This is a genomic window from Pseudomonas nitroreducens (assembly GCF_014204515.1).
GTDB lineage: Bacteria > Pseudomonadota > Gammaproteobacteria > Pseudomonadales > Pseudomonadaceae > Pseudomonas > Pseudomonas nitritireducens_A.
Genome location: NZ_JACHLI010000010.1, coordinates 181,042 through 196,564, shown reverse-complemented (window position 1 = coordinate 196,564; position 15,523 = coordinate 181,042). Strand labels below are relative to the sequence as shown.

The window sequence follows — 15,523 nt, the reverse complement described above, 5'->3', positions numbered from 1 at the left end:
GGAGGGGCGGGTGTGTTGTCAGGTTAGACGCAACCCGCGTGGGAGTAGGCCTTGGCCGTGGTCAGCCGACGAACGTCACAGGCGCTTGTTGAGCCAGCGCGCGAGGCGGTCGCCGCCTAACTGGATCAGCGTCACCAGCGCCACCAGCAGGATGATCACGGTGAGCATCACCTGGGTGTCGAAACGCTGGTAGCCGTAGCGGTACGCCAGGTCGCCAAGACCGCCGGCGCCAATGGCGCCGGCCATGGCCGAGGAGTTGATCATGGTCACCAGGGTGATGGTGAAGCCGGCCACTATGCCCGGCCGCGCCTCGGGCAACAGCACGTTCCAGATGATGTGCCGGGGCTGGCAGCCCATGGCCTGGGCGGCTTCGATCAGGCCGTGGTCGACCTCGCGCAGGCTGACTTCGGCGATGCGCGCGAAGAATGGCGTGGCGGCGATGGTCAGCGGGACTACCGCGGCCCACACGCCATAGCTGGTGCCGACGATCAGCCGGGTGAAGGGGATCAGCGCGACCATCAGGATCAGGAAGGGGATCGAGCGCAGCACGTTGACCACGCTGCCCAGGCCCTGGTTGAGTAGGCGCGCCTGGAAGATTCCGCCGCTGCCGGTGGTGACCAGCACCAGCGCCAGCGGGATGCCCACCAGCAGGACGATGGCCGAGGACGCGCCGATCATCAGCAGGGTGTCGAGCAGGCCTTGCAGCAGGCGATCAGGCATGGGTGAGCACCTCCAGCCTATCGGCGACATCGCGGGCCCGTTCGAGCAGTTGCGGGGCGCTGGCGGCGGGGGCGGCGACGCTCAGCAGCAGGCGACCGAGGGCGCGGCCCTGGATGCGCTCGATGCCGCCGTGCAGCAGGCTGATGCGGCTGCCCAGGGCCTGGGCGATGGCCAGCAGGTCCGGCTCCTGTTCGCGCACGCCGGTGTAGTGCAGGTCGAGAATTACCTCGTTGTCCGACGGATGTTCCAGCCGTGCCAGCAGGTCCGGCGGCAGGTGCTGCTGCAGCGAGCCGAGCAGGGTGCGGCTGACCTCGTGCTGCGGGTTGCCGAAGACTTCCCAGACATCGCCCTGTTCGACGACGCGACCGCCTTCGAGCACCACCACGCGGTCGCAGATTTCGCGGATCACCGCCATCTCGTGGGTGATCAGAACGATGGTCAGGCCCAGGCGGCGGTTGATGTCGCGCAGCAGCGCGAGGATGGCCTGGGTGCTCTCCGGGTCCAGTGCCGAGGTGGCCTCGTCGCACAGCAGGATTTCCGGCTGGTGCACCAGCGCGCGGGCGATGCCGACGCGCTGCTTCTGCCCGCCGGAGAGTTGCGCCGGGTAGGCGTGGCGCTTGTCGCTCAGGCCAACGAGCTGCAGCAGTTCATCGACCCGCTCGGCGATGCGCGCCTTGGGCACGCCAGCCACGCGCAGGGGCAGGGCGATGTTCTGCGCAACCGTCTTGGCCGACATCAGGTTGAAGTGCTGGAAGATCATGCCGACGCGCCGGCGCAGGCCGACCAGTTGCTGCGAATCGAAGGCGCCGATGTCCTCGCCGTCGATCAGCACCTGGCCGACGCTGGGATTTTCCAGGCGATTGAGGGTGCGGATCAGCGAGCTCTTGCCGGCGCCGCTGCGGCCGATGATGCCGAACACTTCGCCACGGCGGACGGAAAGGTCGATGTTGCTCAGTGCCTCCACCGGGCCGTGGTGGCCGGCATAGGTCTTGCCCAGCCCGCGCAGGGCGATGTGCTGGGTGGCGAGTTCGAGATTGCGGTTGAAGCTGACCATGGTGGGGGCCTGTTCGGTAGATCGGAGTGGGCGTTTTTCCCTCTCCCTGGCCCTCTCCCTGAAGGGAGAGGGGACTGGTTCGGTGTGGGGGCAGAGATCGGCATTCGCCCCGGACTCCGGCGCGGCACGACGGCTTTTGTAGGAGGGGGCATGCCCACGCGGTGGATGCCGGCGCGGTTATTGCCAGCCCGGCTGGTAGAGCGAGCCGTGGGCCTTGTCCAGCGCGGCGCGGACCTGCGGCGAGTGCTGGTAGAGGTCGACGAACTGCTTCAGCTTGCCGTCCGGGTCCTTGTAGTCATCGCGGGTGACGAACTGGATGACGTACTCCTTGTTCTCGATGCCGTCGAACAGCAGCGCGCTGTTCGGATCGAGGGTGCCGGCCAGGCGGATGTAGTGCGGGTAGCCCTGGGCGAGGTCGACATCGTCCAGCGCGCGCACCAGTTGCACGGCTTCCAGCTCGATGATCTGGAGGTGCTTCGGGTTGGCCACGATGTCATCCAGCGTCGCCTTGTAGCCCACGCCATCCTTGAGCTTGAGCAGCCCGGCCTTCTGCAGCAGCTGCAGGCCGCGGCCGCCATTGATCGGGTCGTTGGCGATGGCGACCTTGGCGCCCTCGGGCAGGTCGGCGATGGCCTTGTATTTGGTCGAGTACAGGCCGACGTTGTTGATGATCCCCGGCGCGAAGGCCTTCAGGTGCAGGCCGCCTTCGCGGTTGGCGTTTTCCAGGAAGGGCGTGTGCTGGAAGTAGTTGGCGTCGATGTCGCCGTGGTCGAGGGTGATGTTCGGCGCGTTCCAGTCGGTGAACTCCACCAACTCGACCGTCAGGCCCTGTTGGGCGGCTTCCTTCACCGCCACTTCCAGCGGCGGTGCGAAGGCGGCGGTGGGGCCCAGGCGCAGTGTGTCGGCGGCCTGGGCGAGGCCGGCGGCGAGCAGGCTCAGGGACAGACCGAGGGAAAGCTTCAAGCGTGCATGCATGGCAACGAATCCTTTTAGAGTTTCTTAGAGAGAGAAAGCTGGAGTCGCTCCAGTGGCGGTTGCCTGGCGGAAGCTCGCGCCGACATGCCGGGCAGGCAGGCGGGCGCGGCCGGCGCCGAAGAGTTTTTCCCGCAGGGTGCCGTCCGCGTAGGCGGTCTTGTAGGCGCCGCGGTTCTGCAGTTCGGGCACCACCAGGTCGATGAAGTCGGCGTAGCTTTCCGGCTCCACCGTGCGGGTGAGGTTGAAGCCGTCCAGGCCCGCCTCGTTGATCCAGCCCAGCAGTTGGTCGGCCACCTGCAGCGGGTCGCCCACCAGCGTGGTGTAGCGCCCGCCGAGGGCGAGTTGCTCCAGCAGCTGGCGCACGGTGGCGTCGGTGCGAGCGACGGTGAGGGCCTTGGTGGCGGACTCGATGGCGTTGGTCTTCTCGTAGCGGATCGGCTCGTCCAGCGCGTAGCGCGAGAAGTCGATGCCGGTGGTGCTGGCGAAGTGCGCAAGACCGGCCTCGGCGCTGGCGAAGCGGCGGTACTCGGCGAGCTTGTCGCGGGCCTCGGCCTCGGTCGGTGCGACGATGACGTTGATGCCCATGAACACCTTGATGTCGTCCGGGCGGCGGCCGGCATCGACCGCCGCCTGGCGGATGCGGTCCACCAGTGTGCGGGTGGCTTCGCGGGTCTGCGCGGAGACGAAGACGCACTCGGCATGGCGCGCAGCGAAGGCCAGCCCGCGATTCGACGCACCGGCCTGGAACAGCAGCGGCGTGCGCTGCGGCGACGGTTGGCTGAGGTGGTAACCCTCGACATCGAAGAACTCGCCGTGGTGGCGCACCTTGTGCACCTTGCCCGGCTGCGCGTAGAGGCGTCGCTGGCGGTCGGCGAGCACGGCATCGTCTTCCCAGCTGCCTTCCCAGAGCTTGTAGAGCACTTCCAGGTATTCGTCGGCGCGGTCGTAGCGGCGGTCGTGGTCGATCTGTCGCTCCTGGCCCATGGCGCGGGCGGTGCTTTCCAGGTAGCCGGTGACGATGTTCCAGCCGATGCGCCCGTCGCTCAGGTGATCCAGCGTGGAGAGCCGCCGGGCGAACGGGTAGGGCGCCTCGTAGGTGAGGTTGGCGGTGACGCCGAAGCCCAGGTGCTCGGTTGCGCCAGCCATGGCCGAGACCAGCATCAGCGGGTCGTTCACCGGCAGCTGGATGGCCTCCTTGGCGGTGAGTTCGATGCCGTTCTGGTACACGTCGTAGACGCCGAGGATATCGGCCAGGAACAGGCCATCGAACAGGCCCTTTTCCAGCAGGCGGGCGAGGTCGGTCCAATGGCTGAGCTTGTTGAAGTCGCTGGAGCGGTCGCGCGGATGGGTCCACAGGCCGTGGTTGATGTGGCCGACGCAATTCATGCTGAAGGCGTTGAGGAGGATCTGCTTCTGGCTCATGGGAAATCCTTGTTGGCAGCCTGCTGCGGGCGGCCTTTGCAGGCGCGGAGCTGGTCGGCGATAGCCCGAGTGGCCGGCGCGATGGCGGATAACGCCAGAGGCGTTATCCGCCCTACACGGGTCGGATATGACGGTGCCAAAACCTTCCCCTCACCCCAGCCCTCTCCCAGGGGGAGAGGGGGCAGATTGTGCCGGCTGATACTTTGGTTTCCCCCTGCACCGAACGGTCCCCTCTCCCTTTGGGAGAGGGCTAGGGTGAGGGGCTCTTGGCGAAGTGCGGCGCAGAACATCAGATCGCCCCTCGGGCGCGGTGGCGACTGGTCGTTGAGGTAGTAGGGGAACACGCCTTGGGCGTTATGCGCCCTGCATTGCTTGGGAAGGTCGGTGCCAATGCTTGGCCCTCACCCCAACCCTGGCTACGCGCCCCGCTCAGAGGGAGAGGGGGCAGATTGTGCCGGCTGGTACCTTGGTTTCCCCCTGCACCAAACGGTCCCCTCTCCGTTTGGAAGAGGGCTAGGGTGAGGGGCTCTTGGCGAGGACTGGCACGGAGCATCAGATCGTCCCCCGCCGCGGCGGTAGCTGGCCGTTGAGGGTGTAGTTGCCCACCGCGAAGTACTTCCAGCGCGCCGGGTCGTGCAGGGTGTGCACGCGGGCGTTGCGCCAGTGGCGGTCCAGGCCCAGCTCGGCGAGGCTGGCGCGGCTGCCGCCCAGTTCGATCAGCTTGGAGCCGGCCAGCAGCGAGACCTCGGTGGTGATCGCCCGCGCTTCGGCCACGGCAATGGAGGCGGCCGCGACGCTCTCGGCGGTCGGCTCGGCGGTGGCGGCATCGAGCACACGGCCGGCGCGGTCCAGCAGTGCCTCGGCGGCGTGCAGGCGGATCGCCAGGCGGCCGATTTCGTTGATCGCCAGTGGGTCGTCACTGGCCTTTTCGACGCCGGCATCGATCCACGGCCGCGCCTTCTCGCGCAGGAACAGCAGCGTGTCCTCGTAGGCGCCACGGGCGATGCCGACGTCGATGGCGGCGTGGAGAATCTGCGCGAAGGGGCCGACCGTGGTCGGGCGCTCGAAGGCACTCTGGAACGGCACGATGTCGTCATCGCTCACCGGTGCGCCAGCGAAGGTCACGCTGCCGCTGCCGGTGGTGCGCTGGCCGAAGCCGGACCAGTCGTCGATCACCTCCACGCCCGCGGCATCGCCGGCGATGAAGGCGAACTGCTGGATGCCGTCGTCATCGATCACCAGGGTGGGAATGCGCTGCGCGTAGAGCGCGCCGGTGCAGTAGAACTTGCGGCCGTGAATGCGCAGTTGACCGTCCTCGCGCTTGAGGCGGGTGGTGCGCTCGTGGGCGGTGCGCGTGCCGATTTCCGCCAGCGCATTGCCGAAGCGCACGCCGGCCAGCACCTCGGCGAACAGGCGGGCTTTCTGCTCTTCGTTGCCGTTCACCCGCAGCAGTTCGACGGCGTAGAAATGGTTCTGCGGAATCTGCCCCAGCGAGCCGTCGGCGGCGGAGATGATGGCGATCGCGCGGGCTACGGTGACGCGGGAAACCCCCGCGCCGCCATGCTCGCGCGGCACGGTGATGCCCCACAGGCCGGAGCGGCTGAAGCGCTCCAGTTCGTCCCACGGCAGACGCCGCTCGCGGTCGCGGGCGATGGCGTCTTCGCGGAAGTCGGCGGCCAGGGCGCGGGCGACCTCCAGGGCTTCGTCGTCGCTGCGGATGATATGGACCAGATCAGGGGTTACGAGGCTGTTCATCGGCGCTCCTCAGATCCAGGAATGACGCGCCGGACGGGCGCCGTTGAGGTGGTAGGCGCCGACTGCCTGGACCTTCCAGCGCACCGGGTCGTGCAGGGTGTGCACGCGGGCGTTGCGCCAGTGGCGGTCGAGGTTGAATTCGGCCAGGGTGGCGCGGCTGCCGGCCAGCTCGAAGAGCTTTTCGCTGGCGGCCAGGCTGATCTCGGTGGTCAGCACTTTGGCCTCGGCCACGGCGATGGAGGCGCGGGCGGCGGACTCGTCGTCGATGGGCCGTGCGCTGACCTCGTCGAGCACATGGCCGGCGCGCTCCAGCAGCGCTTCGGCGGCATGCAGTTCGACTTGCAGGCGGCCGATCTCGGCGATGGTGAAGGGCTCTTCGCTGGCGTTCTCGACGTTCGCATCGATGAAGGGACGGGTGCGCGTGCGGATGAAGTCGCCGGCGTCTTCCAGGGCGTTGGCCGCGATGCCGGCATCGATGGCGGCCTGGATCAGTTGCGACACGGCGCCCTGGATGCTCGGAACGTCGGCCAGGCGGCCGTTATGGATCACCAGCGAGCCGGCGACCGGTGCGTTATCCAGCAGCACGGTGCCGCTGGCAGTGGTGCGCTGGCCGAAGCCGGACCAGTCGTCGACGATGCGCAGGCCGTCCACGCCACGCTCGACGAAGCCCATCACGGCGCGGCCTTCCTCGTCGATGGCCTTCACCGCGACCCAGTGGGCGAACAGCGCGCCGGTGGAGTAGAACTTCTCGCCGCTGACGCGGAAGTGTTCGCCGTCGCGCAGCAGCCGGGCCTTGAGCTCCAGGGTATTGCGGGTATTGCGTTCGGGGCCGGCATTGCCGATACGCCGGCCATTGAGCACGCCACCGAACAGCACGCGCTTCTGCGCGTCGCTGGCGACGTTGTCGATGACGTTGAGCAGGCCGAACTGGTTCTGCGGAATCTGCCCCAGCGCCGGGTCGGCGGCGCAGATCACGCGGAACACCTCGGCCACGGTGGCGTAGGACACCTGCGCGCCGCCGTATTCGCGGGGAATGCTGATGCCGCCCAGGCCGAGGGCGGTGAAGTGCTCCAGCTCGCGCCAGGGCAGCGCGCGCTCGCGATCGCGGGCGGCGGCGCCGGGTTTTGCCAGGCGGGCCACTTCGTGGGCGGCGTCGATGGCCTGGACGTCATTGTCGATGCGGCGCGCCGGGAGTTGCCGGGGCGCCTGGTCACGAAGGTCCTTGGGTGCGGATTCGTTGGTCATGCGGATTCCTGTTGTTATCGCTGTTCGGGAGGCTCCCTCTCGCCAACCCTGGCTGCGCGCCCCGCTCCGAAGGGAGAGGGCCGTTCGGAGTGCGTTGCCAGCTTGGATTCAGCCGGTCAGGCGCGTGGTGCAATTGCAGGTGTTCTCAGGGATATCAGGCGGCTCGGATAGCCCCCTCTCCCTTCAGGGAGAGGGCGGGGGGAGAGGGCTTCCCCGCGCGCGCCAGAACTCGCATCAGAAAGCCGGGGCAATCTCGCCCTTGTAGCGGGTCAGGATGAACTGGCGGACTTCCGGCGAATTCAGCGCCTTGGCCAGCTTCTGGATGCCCGGGTCCTGGATGTTGTCCGGGCGGGCGACGAGGAACTCGGCATAGAGGTCCTTGCCTTTCTCCACGATCAGCGCGCTCTTGGTGTCGATGCCGGCTTCCAGTGCGTAGTTGGCGAAGATGAACGCCAGGTCCACCTGCTTCACCGCGCGGGCCAGCAGGGCGCCCTCCAGCTCACGGATCTTCAGGTGCTTGGGGTTGTCGGTGATGTCGCGCTCGGTGGACTGCGGGTTGCTCGGGTCCTTGAGCTTGATCAGGCCGCTCTCGGCCAGCAGCACCAGGGCGCGGCCGGTGTTCACCGGGTCGTTGGGGATCGCCACGCTGGCGCCATCGGGGATGTCGGCAAGGGACTTGTATTTGGTCGAGTAGGCGCCGAACGGCTCGATGTGGATGCCCACCACCGGCACCAGGTCGGTGTGGCGGGTCTTGTTGAAGTCATCGAGGAAGGGGCGGTACTGGTAGTAGTTGGCGTCGAGGTTCTTCTGCGCGAGCTGCAGGTTGGGCTGGATGAAGTCGGTGAAGACCTTGATGTCCAGGTCGACGCCTTCCTTGGCCAGTACCGGTTTGACGAACTCGAGAATTTCCGCGTGCGGTACCGGGGTGGCGCCAACAACGAGTTTCTCCCCCGCGTGGGCGGAGAAGGCGACGACGGCCGCCAGAATGGCGATGGCCTTTTTCATGGGTGTTGCTCCTTGGGGCATTGGTGGGTGGGCCGTCGTGGTGTGGACGTGAGGCCTTGATGGCAGCGGGGCCCGGCTGCCGGCGGGTGGATCGCAAGTGCCGCTCCCGGACGGGGAGTGGGCGGGGAATTCAGCGTCGGGTGTAGCGCACCACGAGGCGGTCGCCGCTCATCTGCAGGGCCTGCACCAGCAGGATCAGCAGGGCGACGGTGATGATCATCACGTCGGTCTGGAAGCGCTGGTAACCGAAGCGGATGGCCAGGTCGCCGAGGCCGCCGCCGCCGATCACGCCGGACATCGCGGTGTAGTCCACCAGCACGATGGCGGTGACGGTCACGGCGGCTATCAGCCCGGTGCGCGCCTCCGGCAGCAGGGTGTGCCAGATGATCTGCCAGGTGCTGGCGCCCATCGCCTGGGTGGCTTCCACCAGGCCGCGGTCGACCTCGCGCAGGGCGGTTTCCACCAGCCGCGCGAAGAACGGCGTACAGCCCACCACCAGTGGCGGAATGGCGCCGGCGACGCCCAGCGAGGTGCCGGTGATCAGCGTGGTGACCGGGATCAGCACGATCAGCAGGATGATGAAGGGCAGCGAGCGCAACATGTTCACCACCACCGAGAGCGCGCGGTACAGGCCGGGCCTGGCATGCAGCTGGCGCTTGCCGGTGAGGTACAGCAGTACGCCCAGCGGCAGGCCCAGCAGCACGGTGAAGGCCAGCGCGCCGCCGAGCATGGCGAGAGTGTCCAGGCAGGCCTGGGCGAGGTCGTGCCAGTCGAGGTTGCGGAACCAGCCGTCCATCACTGCTGGCCTCGGCGCAGCTTCGCGGCGCGGTGTGAGGTGCCGAGGCGGTCGCCCTGGCCGAACAGCTTGTGGCGCAGGGTGCCCTGTTCGTACTCGCGCTTGAACAGGCCGCGCGCCTGCAACTCGGGCACCAGCAGGTCGACGATGTCGACGAAGGTTTCCGGCGCCACCAGGCTGGAGAGGTTGAAGCCGTCGACGTCGGTGTCCTCGACCCAGGCGTGCAACTGGTCCGCCACGGTCTGCGGCGAGCCCACCAGCAACGGGCCGTCGCCACCCAGGGCGCAGTAGTCGGCGATCTCGGCGGCGGTCCACTGGCGCTGCGGGTCGGCAGCGCTGAAGGCGTCCACCGCGGACTGGATGGCGTCGCTCTGTACGTGGCGCAACACCTGATCCGGCGCGTACTGGCCGAAGTCGATGCCGGTCCAGCCGGAGACCAGTGCCAGGGCGCCTTCGCGGTCGCTGTAGCGGCGATAGTCTTCCAGCTTGGCCAAGGCTTCTGCATCGGTCGGTGCGACGATCACGGTGAGCTGGTTCAGCACCAGCACGTCGCTGGCCTGGCGGCCGGCTTCCACGGCGAGACGGCGCAGGTCGGCCACCTGGTCGCGGAGGATGTTCTTGGTCGGCGCGGCGACGAATACACACTCGGCGTTACCGGCGGCAAAGGCCTTGCCGCGGCTCGACGCACCGGCCTGGTAGAGCACCGGCGTACGCTGCGGCGACGGCTGGCTGAGGTGGAAGCCGGGTACCTCGAAGTGCTCACCCTTGTGTTCGATCGGGTGCACCTTGCGCGGGTCGGCGTAGACGCCGCTGGCGCGGTCGGCGACCACCGCATCATCGTCCCAGCTGGCTTCCCAGAGCTTGTAGCAGACCTCCAGGTATTCCTCGGCCAGGGCGTAGCGCTGCTGGTGGTTGAGCTGCTGCTTCAGCCCCAGGTTGCGCGCACCGCTGTTGAGGTAGGAGGTGACGATGTTCCAGCCGGCGCGGCCACGGGTCAGGTGGTCCAGCGTGGAAATGCGCCGGGCGAAGGGGAACGGGTGCTCGAAGGACACCGAGGCGGTGATGCCGAAACCCAGGTGTTCGGTGGCCGCGGCCATGGCCGGGACGATCTGCAGCGGGTCGTTGGCCGGCACCTGCGCGCCGGCACGTAGCGCAGCATCGGCGTTGCCGTGGTAGACGTCATAGACGCCCAGCACGTCGGCGAGGAACAGGCCGTCGATCTTGCCGCGTTCGAGGGTTTTCGCCAGCTCGATCCAGTAGTGGATGTCGGTGTAGCGCGCGGCCTGCTGGTCGCGCGGGTGGCGCCAGAGGCCGGGCGAGAGGTGGCCGACGCAGTTCATGGCGAAGGCGTTCAGGCGGATCTGCTTGCTCATGGTTCAGCCTCAGTTCCAGTCGTGGCGCGGCGGGCGCTGGTCGTTGAGCAGCCAGTTGCCGACCAGGTGGTACTTCCAGCGCACCGGGTCGTGCAGGGTGTGCACGCGGGCGTTGCGCCAGTGGCGGTCGAAACCGTGGCGGGCGAGGGTGGAGCGGGTGCCGCCGAGTTCGAACAGCTTGTTGCTGGCATCGATGGCGACCTCGGTGGTCAGCACCTTGGCCTTGGCCACGGCGACCGAGGCGCGGGCCACGTTGTCCTCGTCCGGCGCTGGGCGCGCGGCGTCCAGCACCTTGCCGGCGCGTTCCAGCAGGGCGTCGGCGGCTTCGATGCGGATGCCCAGTTCACCGACCTGGATGATGGTCAGCGGGTCTTCGCTGGCCTTCTCCACGCCGGCGTCGATCCACGGGCGCGCCTGTTCGCGGACGAAGGCGATGGTGTCGCGCAGCGCGGCGCGGGCGATGCCGGCGTCGATGGCGGCGGTGGTGAGCTGGGCGAACGGGCCGGCCAGGGTCGGCACGTCGTAGGAGCGGTGGGTGGGGAAGACGTTGAACGCCGCTACGCGCAGGCCTTCCACCAGTACGGTGCCGCTGGAGGTGGTGCGCTGGCCGATGCTGGCCCAGTCGTCGACGATCACCAGGCCCGGCGTACCGCGCGGGACGAAGGCGAGCTGGGCGTTGTTCTGCTCGTCGAGGCCGAGCACGCCGATCCAGTGGGCGTACAGCGAGCCGGTGCAGTAGCCCTTGCGGCCGCCGATGAGCACGCTGTCGCCGTCATGGCGCAGGCGGGTCTGGATGTCCTGGACGTTCTTGCCGCCGGTCTCCGACAGCGCGTTGGCGAAGCGGTTGCCCTTGAGCGCGAGGTCGAAGAAGAAGCGCTTCTGCTCTTCGGTCCCCTGCAGGCGGATGTCTTCCAGCAGGCAGTAGTGGTTCTGCGGAATCTGCCCCAGCGACGGGTCGGCGGCGGAGACGATGGCGATGACCTCGGCGAGGGTGGCGTAGGACACCTGTGCGCCACCGAATTCGCGGGGCACGGTGATGCCCCACAGGCCGCTGTTGGAATAGACCTCGACCACCTCGGGCGGGACTTCGCGGTGGCGGTCGCGTTCGGCGGCGCCTTCGAGCAGGAAGGCAGCGACCTTGTGGGCGACGTCGATGGCTTCGGCGTCGGAGCCGATGACATGGGCGCGCGGCTCGCGAATGTCGTAGTGGGCGGATTCGGGGAGTTGGGACATGGCAGTACAGCGACCTCGGCAGATGAATCGACCCGGCGTTCGGGTCTGTCTGTTCAGGTCATTGCACAAGCTGTGCCGGAAATTAAATTACTTATAAATCAATGGTTTGATTGTTTTGATCAACAGTTGCGGCGCTGGGCGAACAGCAAAGTGTTGGGCGGGTGTTGCTGGAGCAACAGTGCTGGAGCAGCGATTGGCCTTGCGGAAGAGGCGCGTCTCCGCGATCAGGGTTCCCAGCTACGTGGAAACCACCGGCAGAGCACCAACGCAGGATGGCGTGGAGCGCAGCGATACCCATCAATTGCGATACACCGAGATCGGACGGCGAGCATTGCGTAGGGCGCATAACGCGTCAGCGTTATCCGCCGTTATGGCATCGGCGGATAACCCGTTCCGGGTTATGCGCCCTACGGGCTGGAGCAGCGATTGGCCTTGCGGGAGGAGAGCTTCTCCGCGATCAGGGTTCCCAGCTACGTGGAAACCACCGGCAGAGCACCAACGCAGGATGGCGTGGAGCGCAGCGATACCCATCAATTGCGATACACCGAGATCGGACTGCTAGCATTCCGCAGGGCGGATAACGCGCCAGCGTTATCCGTCGTTTTGGCATCGGCGGATAACCCGTTCCGGGTTATGCGCCCTACGGGCCGGAGCAGCGATTGGCCTTGCGGGAGAGAAGTTGCTCCGCGATCAGGGTTCCCTGCCACAGGCAAATCACCAGCAGAGCACCAACGTAGGATGGCGTGGAGCGTAGCGATACCCATCGCTTCCCGAGCACCTTCAGCAGCATGGGTATCGCAGGCTCCACCCATCCTACGTTCGTGTTCCCTCATGCTGCGGTGTGGTTTGTGGCGCGCGCTTGAGCCAGCGCATGAGTGCTGTACCGATCTCCACGGTGCGCGAGCGTGACGGGCAGCCCGGTGTGGCAATCAGCTGCGGCAGCAGGAAGCCCACCTCCATCTCGTTCGGGCCGCAGAAGCCCGGCTCGGAGGTGTCGAGGAGCTCTTCGTTCCAGTGCGGGAAGCGCTCGCTGCCACGCTCGAATGCAGTCAGTGCGTTCATGATCGATTCGCCTCCCTAGAGGTCCAGTATCAATGGCTGCACGCCGCTGTCGTCCTGCGCCGGGATGGCGCAGCAGATCAGTGCGCTGCCGGCTTCGGGCATCTCGGCCGGCGGGTTGGGGTAGTGCACCTGGCCGCTGACGATCTTCGTCCGGCAGGTGCCGCAGGAGCCGCCGCGGCAGCTGAAGTCGGGCGACAGGCCGCGGGCTTCGGCCAGTTCCAGCAGGGTGCCGCTTTCCGGCTTCCAGCGGGCTTCCTTGGCGGAGCCGGAGAAGTACACCGGCACCGGGTCGGTGGCAGCGGGCGGTTGCACCAGCGCCGGCACCTGGCTGTCGCCCTGGCGTTTGAGGGTCGAAGGGCCGAAGGTCTCGGCATGGATGCGCGAGTCGCTGATATTCAGCCCGCGCAGGCCGTCGTAGATCGCCTGGGTGAACTCGCCGGGGCCGCAGACATAGAAGTCGTAGTCGTCCAGCGGCAGGCGCGCCTTGATCGCCTCGATATCCAGGCGCCCGACCTGTTCGAAGTCGCGGCCGGCCAGCGCTTCGGCTTCCGGGCGGCTGAGGGCACGATGGACCTGCAGTTGCGGGGCGCGCTGGCGCAGTTCGGCGATCTCGCGCTGGAACGGCAGCTGGTCCAGGCTGCGTGCGGACTGGAACAGGTGCACGCGTCGCACCGGGCCGGCCACCAGTTCGCGCAGCATCGACAGCATGGGGGTGATGCCCACGCCAGCGCCGATCAGTACGACCGGGCGTTCGCTATCGGTCCTGAGGGTAAAGCTGCCCATGGGCGCGCGGACCTGCAGGCGGTCGCCCACCCGCACCTGTTCGTGCAGGTGACGGGACGCCGGACCCTGGGCCTTGACGCTGATGCGCAGCTCGCCATCGGAAGGTGCGCTGGAGAGGCTGTAGGTGCGGATCAGCGCCTGCTCGCCAACGTTCAGGCGCACGGGAAGGTGCTGGCCCGCAGCAAAGTTCACGGCTGTATCGGCCGGCGGTTGCAGGTAGAAGGAGCGGATGTCCGCGCTTTCCTGTTCCACACGCAGCACTTGCCAGTCCTGCCACTGCTGGCGCTGTTCGCGCTCGCGCAGTTTGGCGTCGGCCTCGGCCCAGGTGCCGGTCATCAGGCTGCTGGGCGAGTATTCCCGGAAGCTCCAGCGGGTCGCCAGGGCGCTGCGGCGCAGCACGGCGCTCTGCACGTCCAGGGTCCACAGGCGTTCGGCGCCTTCGAAGGCGGCGAGCTGCGGGCTGTCGAAGAGAATCTCGGTACGGCCGTGGACCTGCAGCACGTCGCCGCTGGTGAAGTCGACGAACAGCAGCCCGGCCTGCGGGTTCACCTGCAGGTTGCCGAGGGTATTGAAGTGCAGGTTGCCGGCGTAGTCGGGGATGGTCAGGCGATTGCCGGATACCTTGACGAAGCCCGGACGGCCGCCGCGATGGGAGACGTCCACCGAGCGCTCGCCATCCTCGTGCTGCACGTAGCTGGCGACGAAGAAGGTGTCGGCGTTGCCAATGATCGCCGCCAGTTCATCGTTGAGCTCGACGAAGTCTTCGCGCGGGGCGCGCTGGCCGTAGCGCTGCTCGTCACGGCTCCAGTCGCGCTTCTGGATGTACTGCGGGCAGTTGCCGAAGGAGTGCTCGACGGCGATGGTCAGCAGGCCGCCATCGACTTCGCGCAGGACGCCGTTCATGCGATTGCGCCGGCGGGTGTGCAGCTCGATGCCCAGCAGGCCGATGGCATGACCGGCTTGCAGACCGCTGGCGGCCGGGTCCTGGCCATCGGGCACGCTGTCCAGCAGCAGGCTTTTCGGCTCGGGGGAGGTGATGAAACCCTCCGCGCCTTCGAGCACCGTTGCCCAGGGCCGGCCCTGGTCGTCCACGGCGCCGGCGATTATGAAGGGCAGCTGGTGATAGAACTCGCGGTGCTGGTCGGGCATGTAGTCGCGGATGACTTTCTGGCCGTGGACTTCCATGCGCTCGGCGACGCCGACGCGTTCCTGGATCGCCTTCTCGCCGGCATGCCAGGGAGAGGTACGGTGCTTGGGCAACTGGAACATGGCGCTCACCTCGCGACGAAGTGGCTGCCGGGTCGCCCCGGCAGCGCGGGTTGCATCAGGCTTGCAGGCCGATGGCGGTACGCGGCATCGGTACGAAACCGGGCAGGGCTTCGACGCGGGCCAGCCAGGCGCGCAGGTTCGGGTAGTCCTGCAGGGAGACGTTGCCCTCCGGCGCATGGGAAATGTAGGAGTAGTTGGCCACGTCGGCGATGCTGGCCTGGTCACCGGTCAGGAACGGCTTGTTCGCCAGCTCGCCTTCCATCACCTGGAACAGCGCATGGGCGCGGGTGGCGACTTCCTCGGCATTGAACTTGGCGCCGAACACGGTGATCAGCCGCGCGGCGGCGGGGCCGAAGGCAACCTGCCCGGCGGCGACCGACAGCCAGCGCTGCACGCGGGCGGCGCCTTGCGGGTCTTCCGGCAGCCAGCGGCCATTGCCGTACTTCTTCGCCAGGTAGACGAGGATGGCGTTGGAGTCGCTGACGATCACGCCGTCGTCATCCAGCACCGGCACCTGGCCGAAGCTGTTCAGGGCGAGGAAGTCCGGGTGCTTGTGCGCGCCCTTGGCCAGGTCGACGAAGATCAGTTCGGCGGGCAACTGCAGCAGCGAGAGCATCAGCTCGGCGCGGTGCGCGTGGCCGGACAGGGGGAAGTGATAGAGCTTGAGGGCGTGGGCCATGACGGTGACTCCGGTGATGGGTTTGAAGGCAGCGCCGAGTCGCTGGGTGGCGGGTTGTTCGGGCTGATGGGGGAATGCTGCGCGCAATGCTGCGCGGGCAGAATCGCCAGGGTCGGCAATCCAGCGTTTCAGAATGCGGAAGAATCAGGTGG

The 15,523-nt window shown here is 67.5% G+C and carries 13 protein-coding genes; all 13 read right to left on the bottom strand.

The features are described 5' to 3' along the window. Window positions 1–75: 75 nt before the first annotated feature. Window positions 76–750: a methionine ABC transporter permease gene (locus HNP46_RS15065; protein ID WP_184590258.1), complete on the bottom strand. Its 675-nt coding sequence runs from the start codon at window positions 748–750 to the stop codon at window positions 76–78. Then, window positions 713–1,774 (bottom strand): methionine ABC transporter ATP-binding protein, encoded by a 1,062-nt coding sequence (locus HNP46_RS15060; protein WP_184590256.1) that lies wholly within the window; start codon window positions 1,772–1,774, stop codon window positions 713–715. The genes HNP46_RS15065 and HNP46_RS15060 overlap by 38 nt, the downstream gene beginning before the upstream one ends. Window positions 1,775–1,951: 177 nt before the next feature. Beyond that, window positions 1,952–2,749, bottom strand: coding sequence for a MetQ/NlpA family ABC transporter substrate-binding protein (locus HNP46_RS15055; protein ID WP_184590253.1), 798 nt, complete (start codon window positions 2,747–2,749; stop codon window positions 1,952–1,954). 24 nt (window positions 2,750–2,773) lie between these two features. Further along, complete coding sequence (locus HNP46_RS15050; RefSeq protein WP_184590251.1) at window positions 2,774–4,171, bottom strand: LLM class flavin-dependent oxidoreductase; 1,398 nt, start codon at window positions 4,169–4,171, stop codon at window positions 2,774–2,776. A 552-nt stretch (window positions 4,172–4,723) separates the two neighbouring features. Beyond that, window positions 4,724–5,926, bottom strand: a complete 1,203-nt coding sequence (locus tag HNP46_RS15045; RefSeq protein ID WP_184590249.1) for an SfnB family sulfur acquisition oxidoreductase — start codon at window positions 5,924–5,926, stop codon at window positions 4,724–4,726. 9 nt (window positions 5,927–5,935) lie between these two features. Then, a complete protein-coding gene (locus tag HNP46_RS15040) occupies window positions 5,936–7,171 on the bottom strand; it encodes an SfnB family sulfur acquisition oxidoreductase (RefSeq protein ID WP_184590247.1) in 1,236 nt (411 codons plus the stop codon). 234 nt (window positions 7,172–7,405) lie between these two features. Further along, window positions 7,406–8,176, bottom strand: coding sequence for a MetQ/NlpA family ABC transporter substrate-binding protein (locus HNP46_RS15035; protein WP_184590245.1), 771 nt, complete (start codon window positions 8,174–8,176; stop codon window positions 7,406–7,408). A 130-nt stretch (window positions 8,177–8,306) separates the two neighbouring features. Next, complete coding sequence (locus HNP46_RS15030) at window positions 8,307–8,972, bottom strand: methionine ABC transporter permease (RefSeq protein WP_081516688.1); 666 nt, start codon at window positions 8,970–8,972, stop codon at window positions 8,307–8,309. Continuing rightward, the gene (locus tag HNP46_RS15025; RefSeq protein WP_184590243.1) at window positions 8,972–10,345 is read right to left on the bottom strand and encodes an LLM class flavin-dependent oxidoreductase; all 1,374 of its coding nucleotides are present in this window, start codon (window positions 10,343–10,345) and stop codon (window positions 8,972–8,974) included. Before HNP46_RS15025 ends, HNP46_RS15030 begins: the two co-directional genes overlap by 1 nt. A 9-nt stretch (window positions 10,346–10,354) precedes the next feature. Then, a complete protein-coding gene (locus tag HNP46_RS15020) occupies window positions 10,355–11,578 on the bottom strand; it encodes an SfnB family sulfur acquisition oxidoreductase (protein WP_184590241.1) in 1,224 nt (407 codons plus the stop codon). 813 nt (window positions 11,579–12,391) lie between these two features. Continuing rightward, window positions 12,392–12,640: a hypothetical protein gene (locus HNP46_RS15015; RefSeq protein WP_184590239.1), complete on the bottom strand. Its 249-nt coding sequence runs from the start codon at window positions 12,638–12,640 to the stop codon at window positions 12,392–12,394. 15 nt (window positions 12,641–12,655) lie between these two features. Then, the gene (locus HNP46_RS15010; RefSeq protein WP_184590237.1) at window positions 12,656–14,692 is read right to left on the bottom strand and encodes a pyridoxamine 5'-phosphate oxidase family protein; all 2,037 of its coding nucleotides are present in this window, start codon (window positions 14,690–14,692) and stop codon (window positions 12,656–12,658) included. A 55-nt stretch (window positions 14,693–14,747) separates the two neighbouring features. After that, complete coding sequence (locus tag HNP46_RS15005) at window positions 14,748–15,371, bottom strand: glutathione S-transferase family protein (protein ID WP_184590235.1); 624 nt, start codon at window positions 15,369–15,371, stop codon at window positions 14,748–14,750. Window positions 15,372–15,523 lie beyond the last annotated feature (152 nt).

Bases quoted from the DNA above. Each gene is read 5' to 3' on its own strand.
- HNP46_RS15065 (WP_184590258.1), bottom strand. From the start codon at position 750: ATGTCGCCGATAGGCTGGAGGTGCTCACCCATGCCTGATCGCCTGCTG.
- HNP46_RS15060 (WP_184590256.1), bottom strand. From the start codon at position 1,774: ATGGTCAGCTTCAACCGCAATCTCGAACTCGCCACCCAGCACATCGCC.
- HNP46_RS15055 (WP_184590253.1), bottom strand. From the start codon at position 2,749: ATGCATGCACGCTTGAAGCTTTCCCTCGGTCTGTCCCTGAGCCTGCTC.
- HNP46_RS15050 (WP_184590251.1), bottom strand. From the start codon at position 4,171: ATGAGCCAGAAGCAGATCCTCCTCAACGCCTTCAGCATGAATTGCGTC.
- HNP46_RS15045 (WP_184590249.1), bottom strand. From the start codon at position 5,926: ATGAACAGCCTCGTAACCCCTGATCTGGTCCATATCATCCGCAGCGAC.
- HNP46_RS15040 (WP_184590247.1), bottom strand. From the start codon at position 7,171: ATGACCAACGAATCCGCACCCAAGGACCTTCGTGACCAGGCGCCCCGG.
- HNP46_RS15035 (WP_184590245.1), bottom strand. From the start codon at position 8,176: ATGAAAAAGGCCATCGCCATTCTGGCGGCCGTCGTCGCCTTCTCCGCC.
- HNP46_RS15030 (WP_081516688.1), bottom strand. From the start codon at position 8,972: ATGGACGGCTGGTTCCGCAACCTCGACTGGCACGACCTCGCCCAGGCC.
- HNP46_RS15025 (WP_184590243.1), bottom strand. From the start codon at position 10,345: ATGAGCAAGCAGATCCGCCTGAACGCCTTCGCCATGAACTGCGTCGGC.
- HNP46_RS15020 (WP_184590241.1), bottom strand. From the start codon at position 11,578: ATGTCCCAACTCCCCGAATCCGCCCACTACGACATTCGCGAGCCGCGC.
- HNP46_RS15015 (WP_184590239.1), bottom strand. From the start codon at position 12,640: ATGAACGCACTGACTGCATTCGAGCGTGGCAGCGAGCGCTTCCCGCAC.
- HNP46_RS15010 (WP_184590237.1), bottom strand. From the start codon at position 14,692: ATGTTCCAGTTGCCCAAGCACCGTACCTCTCCCTGGCATGCCGGCGAG.
- HNP46_RS15005 (WP_184590235.1), bottom strand. From the start codon at position 15,371: ATGGCCCACGCCCTCAAGCTCTATCACTTCCCCCTGTCCGGCCACGCG.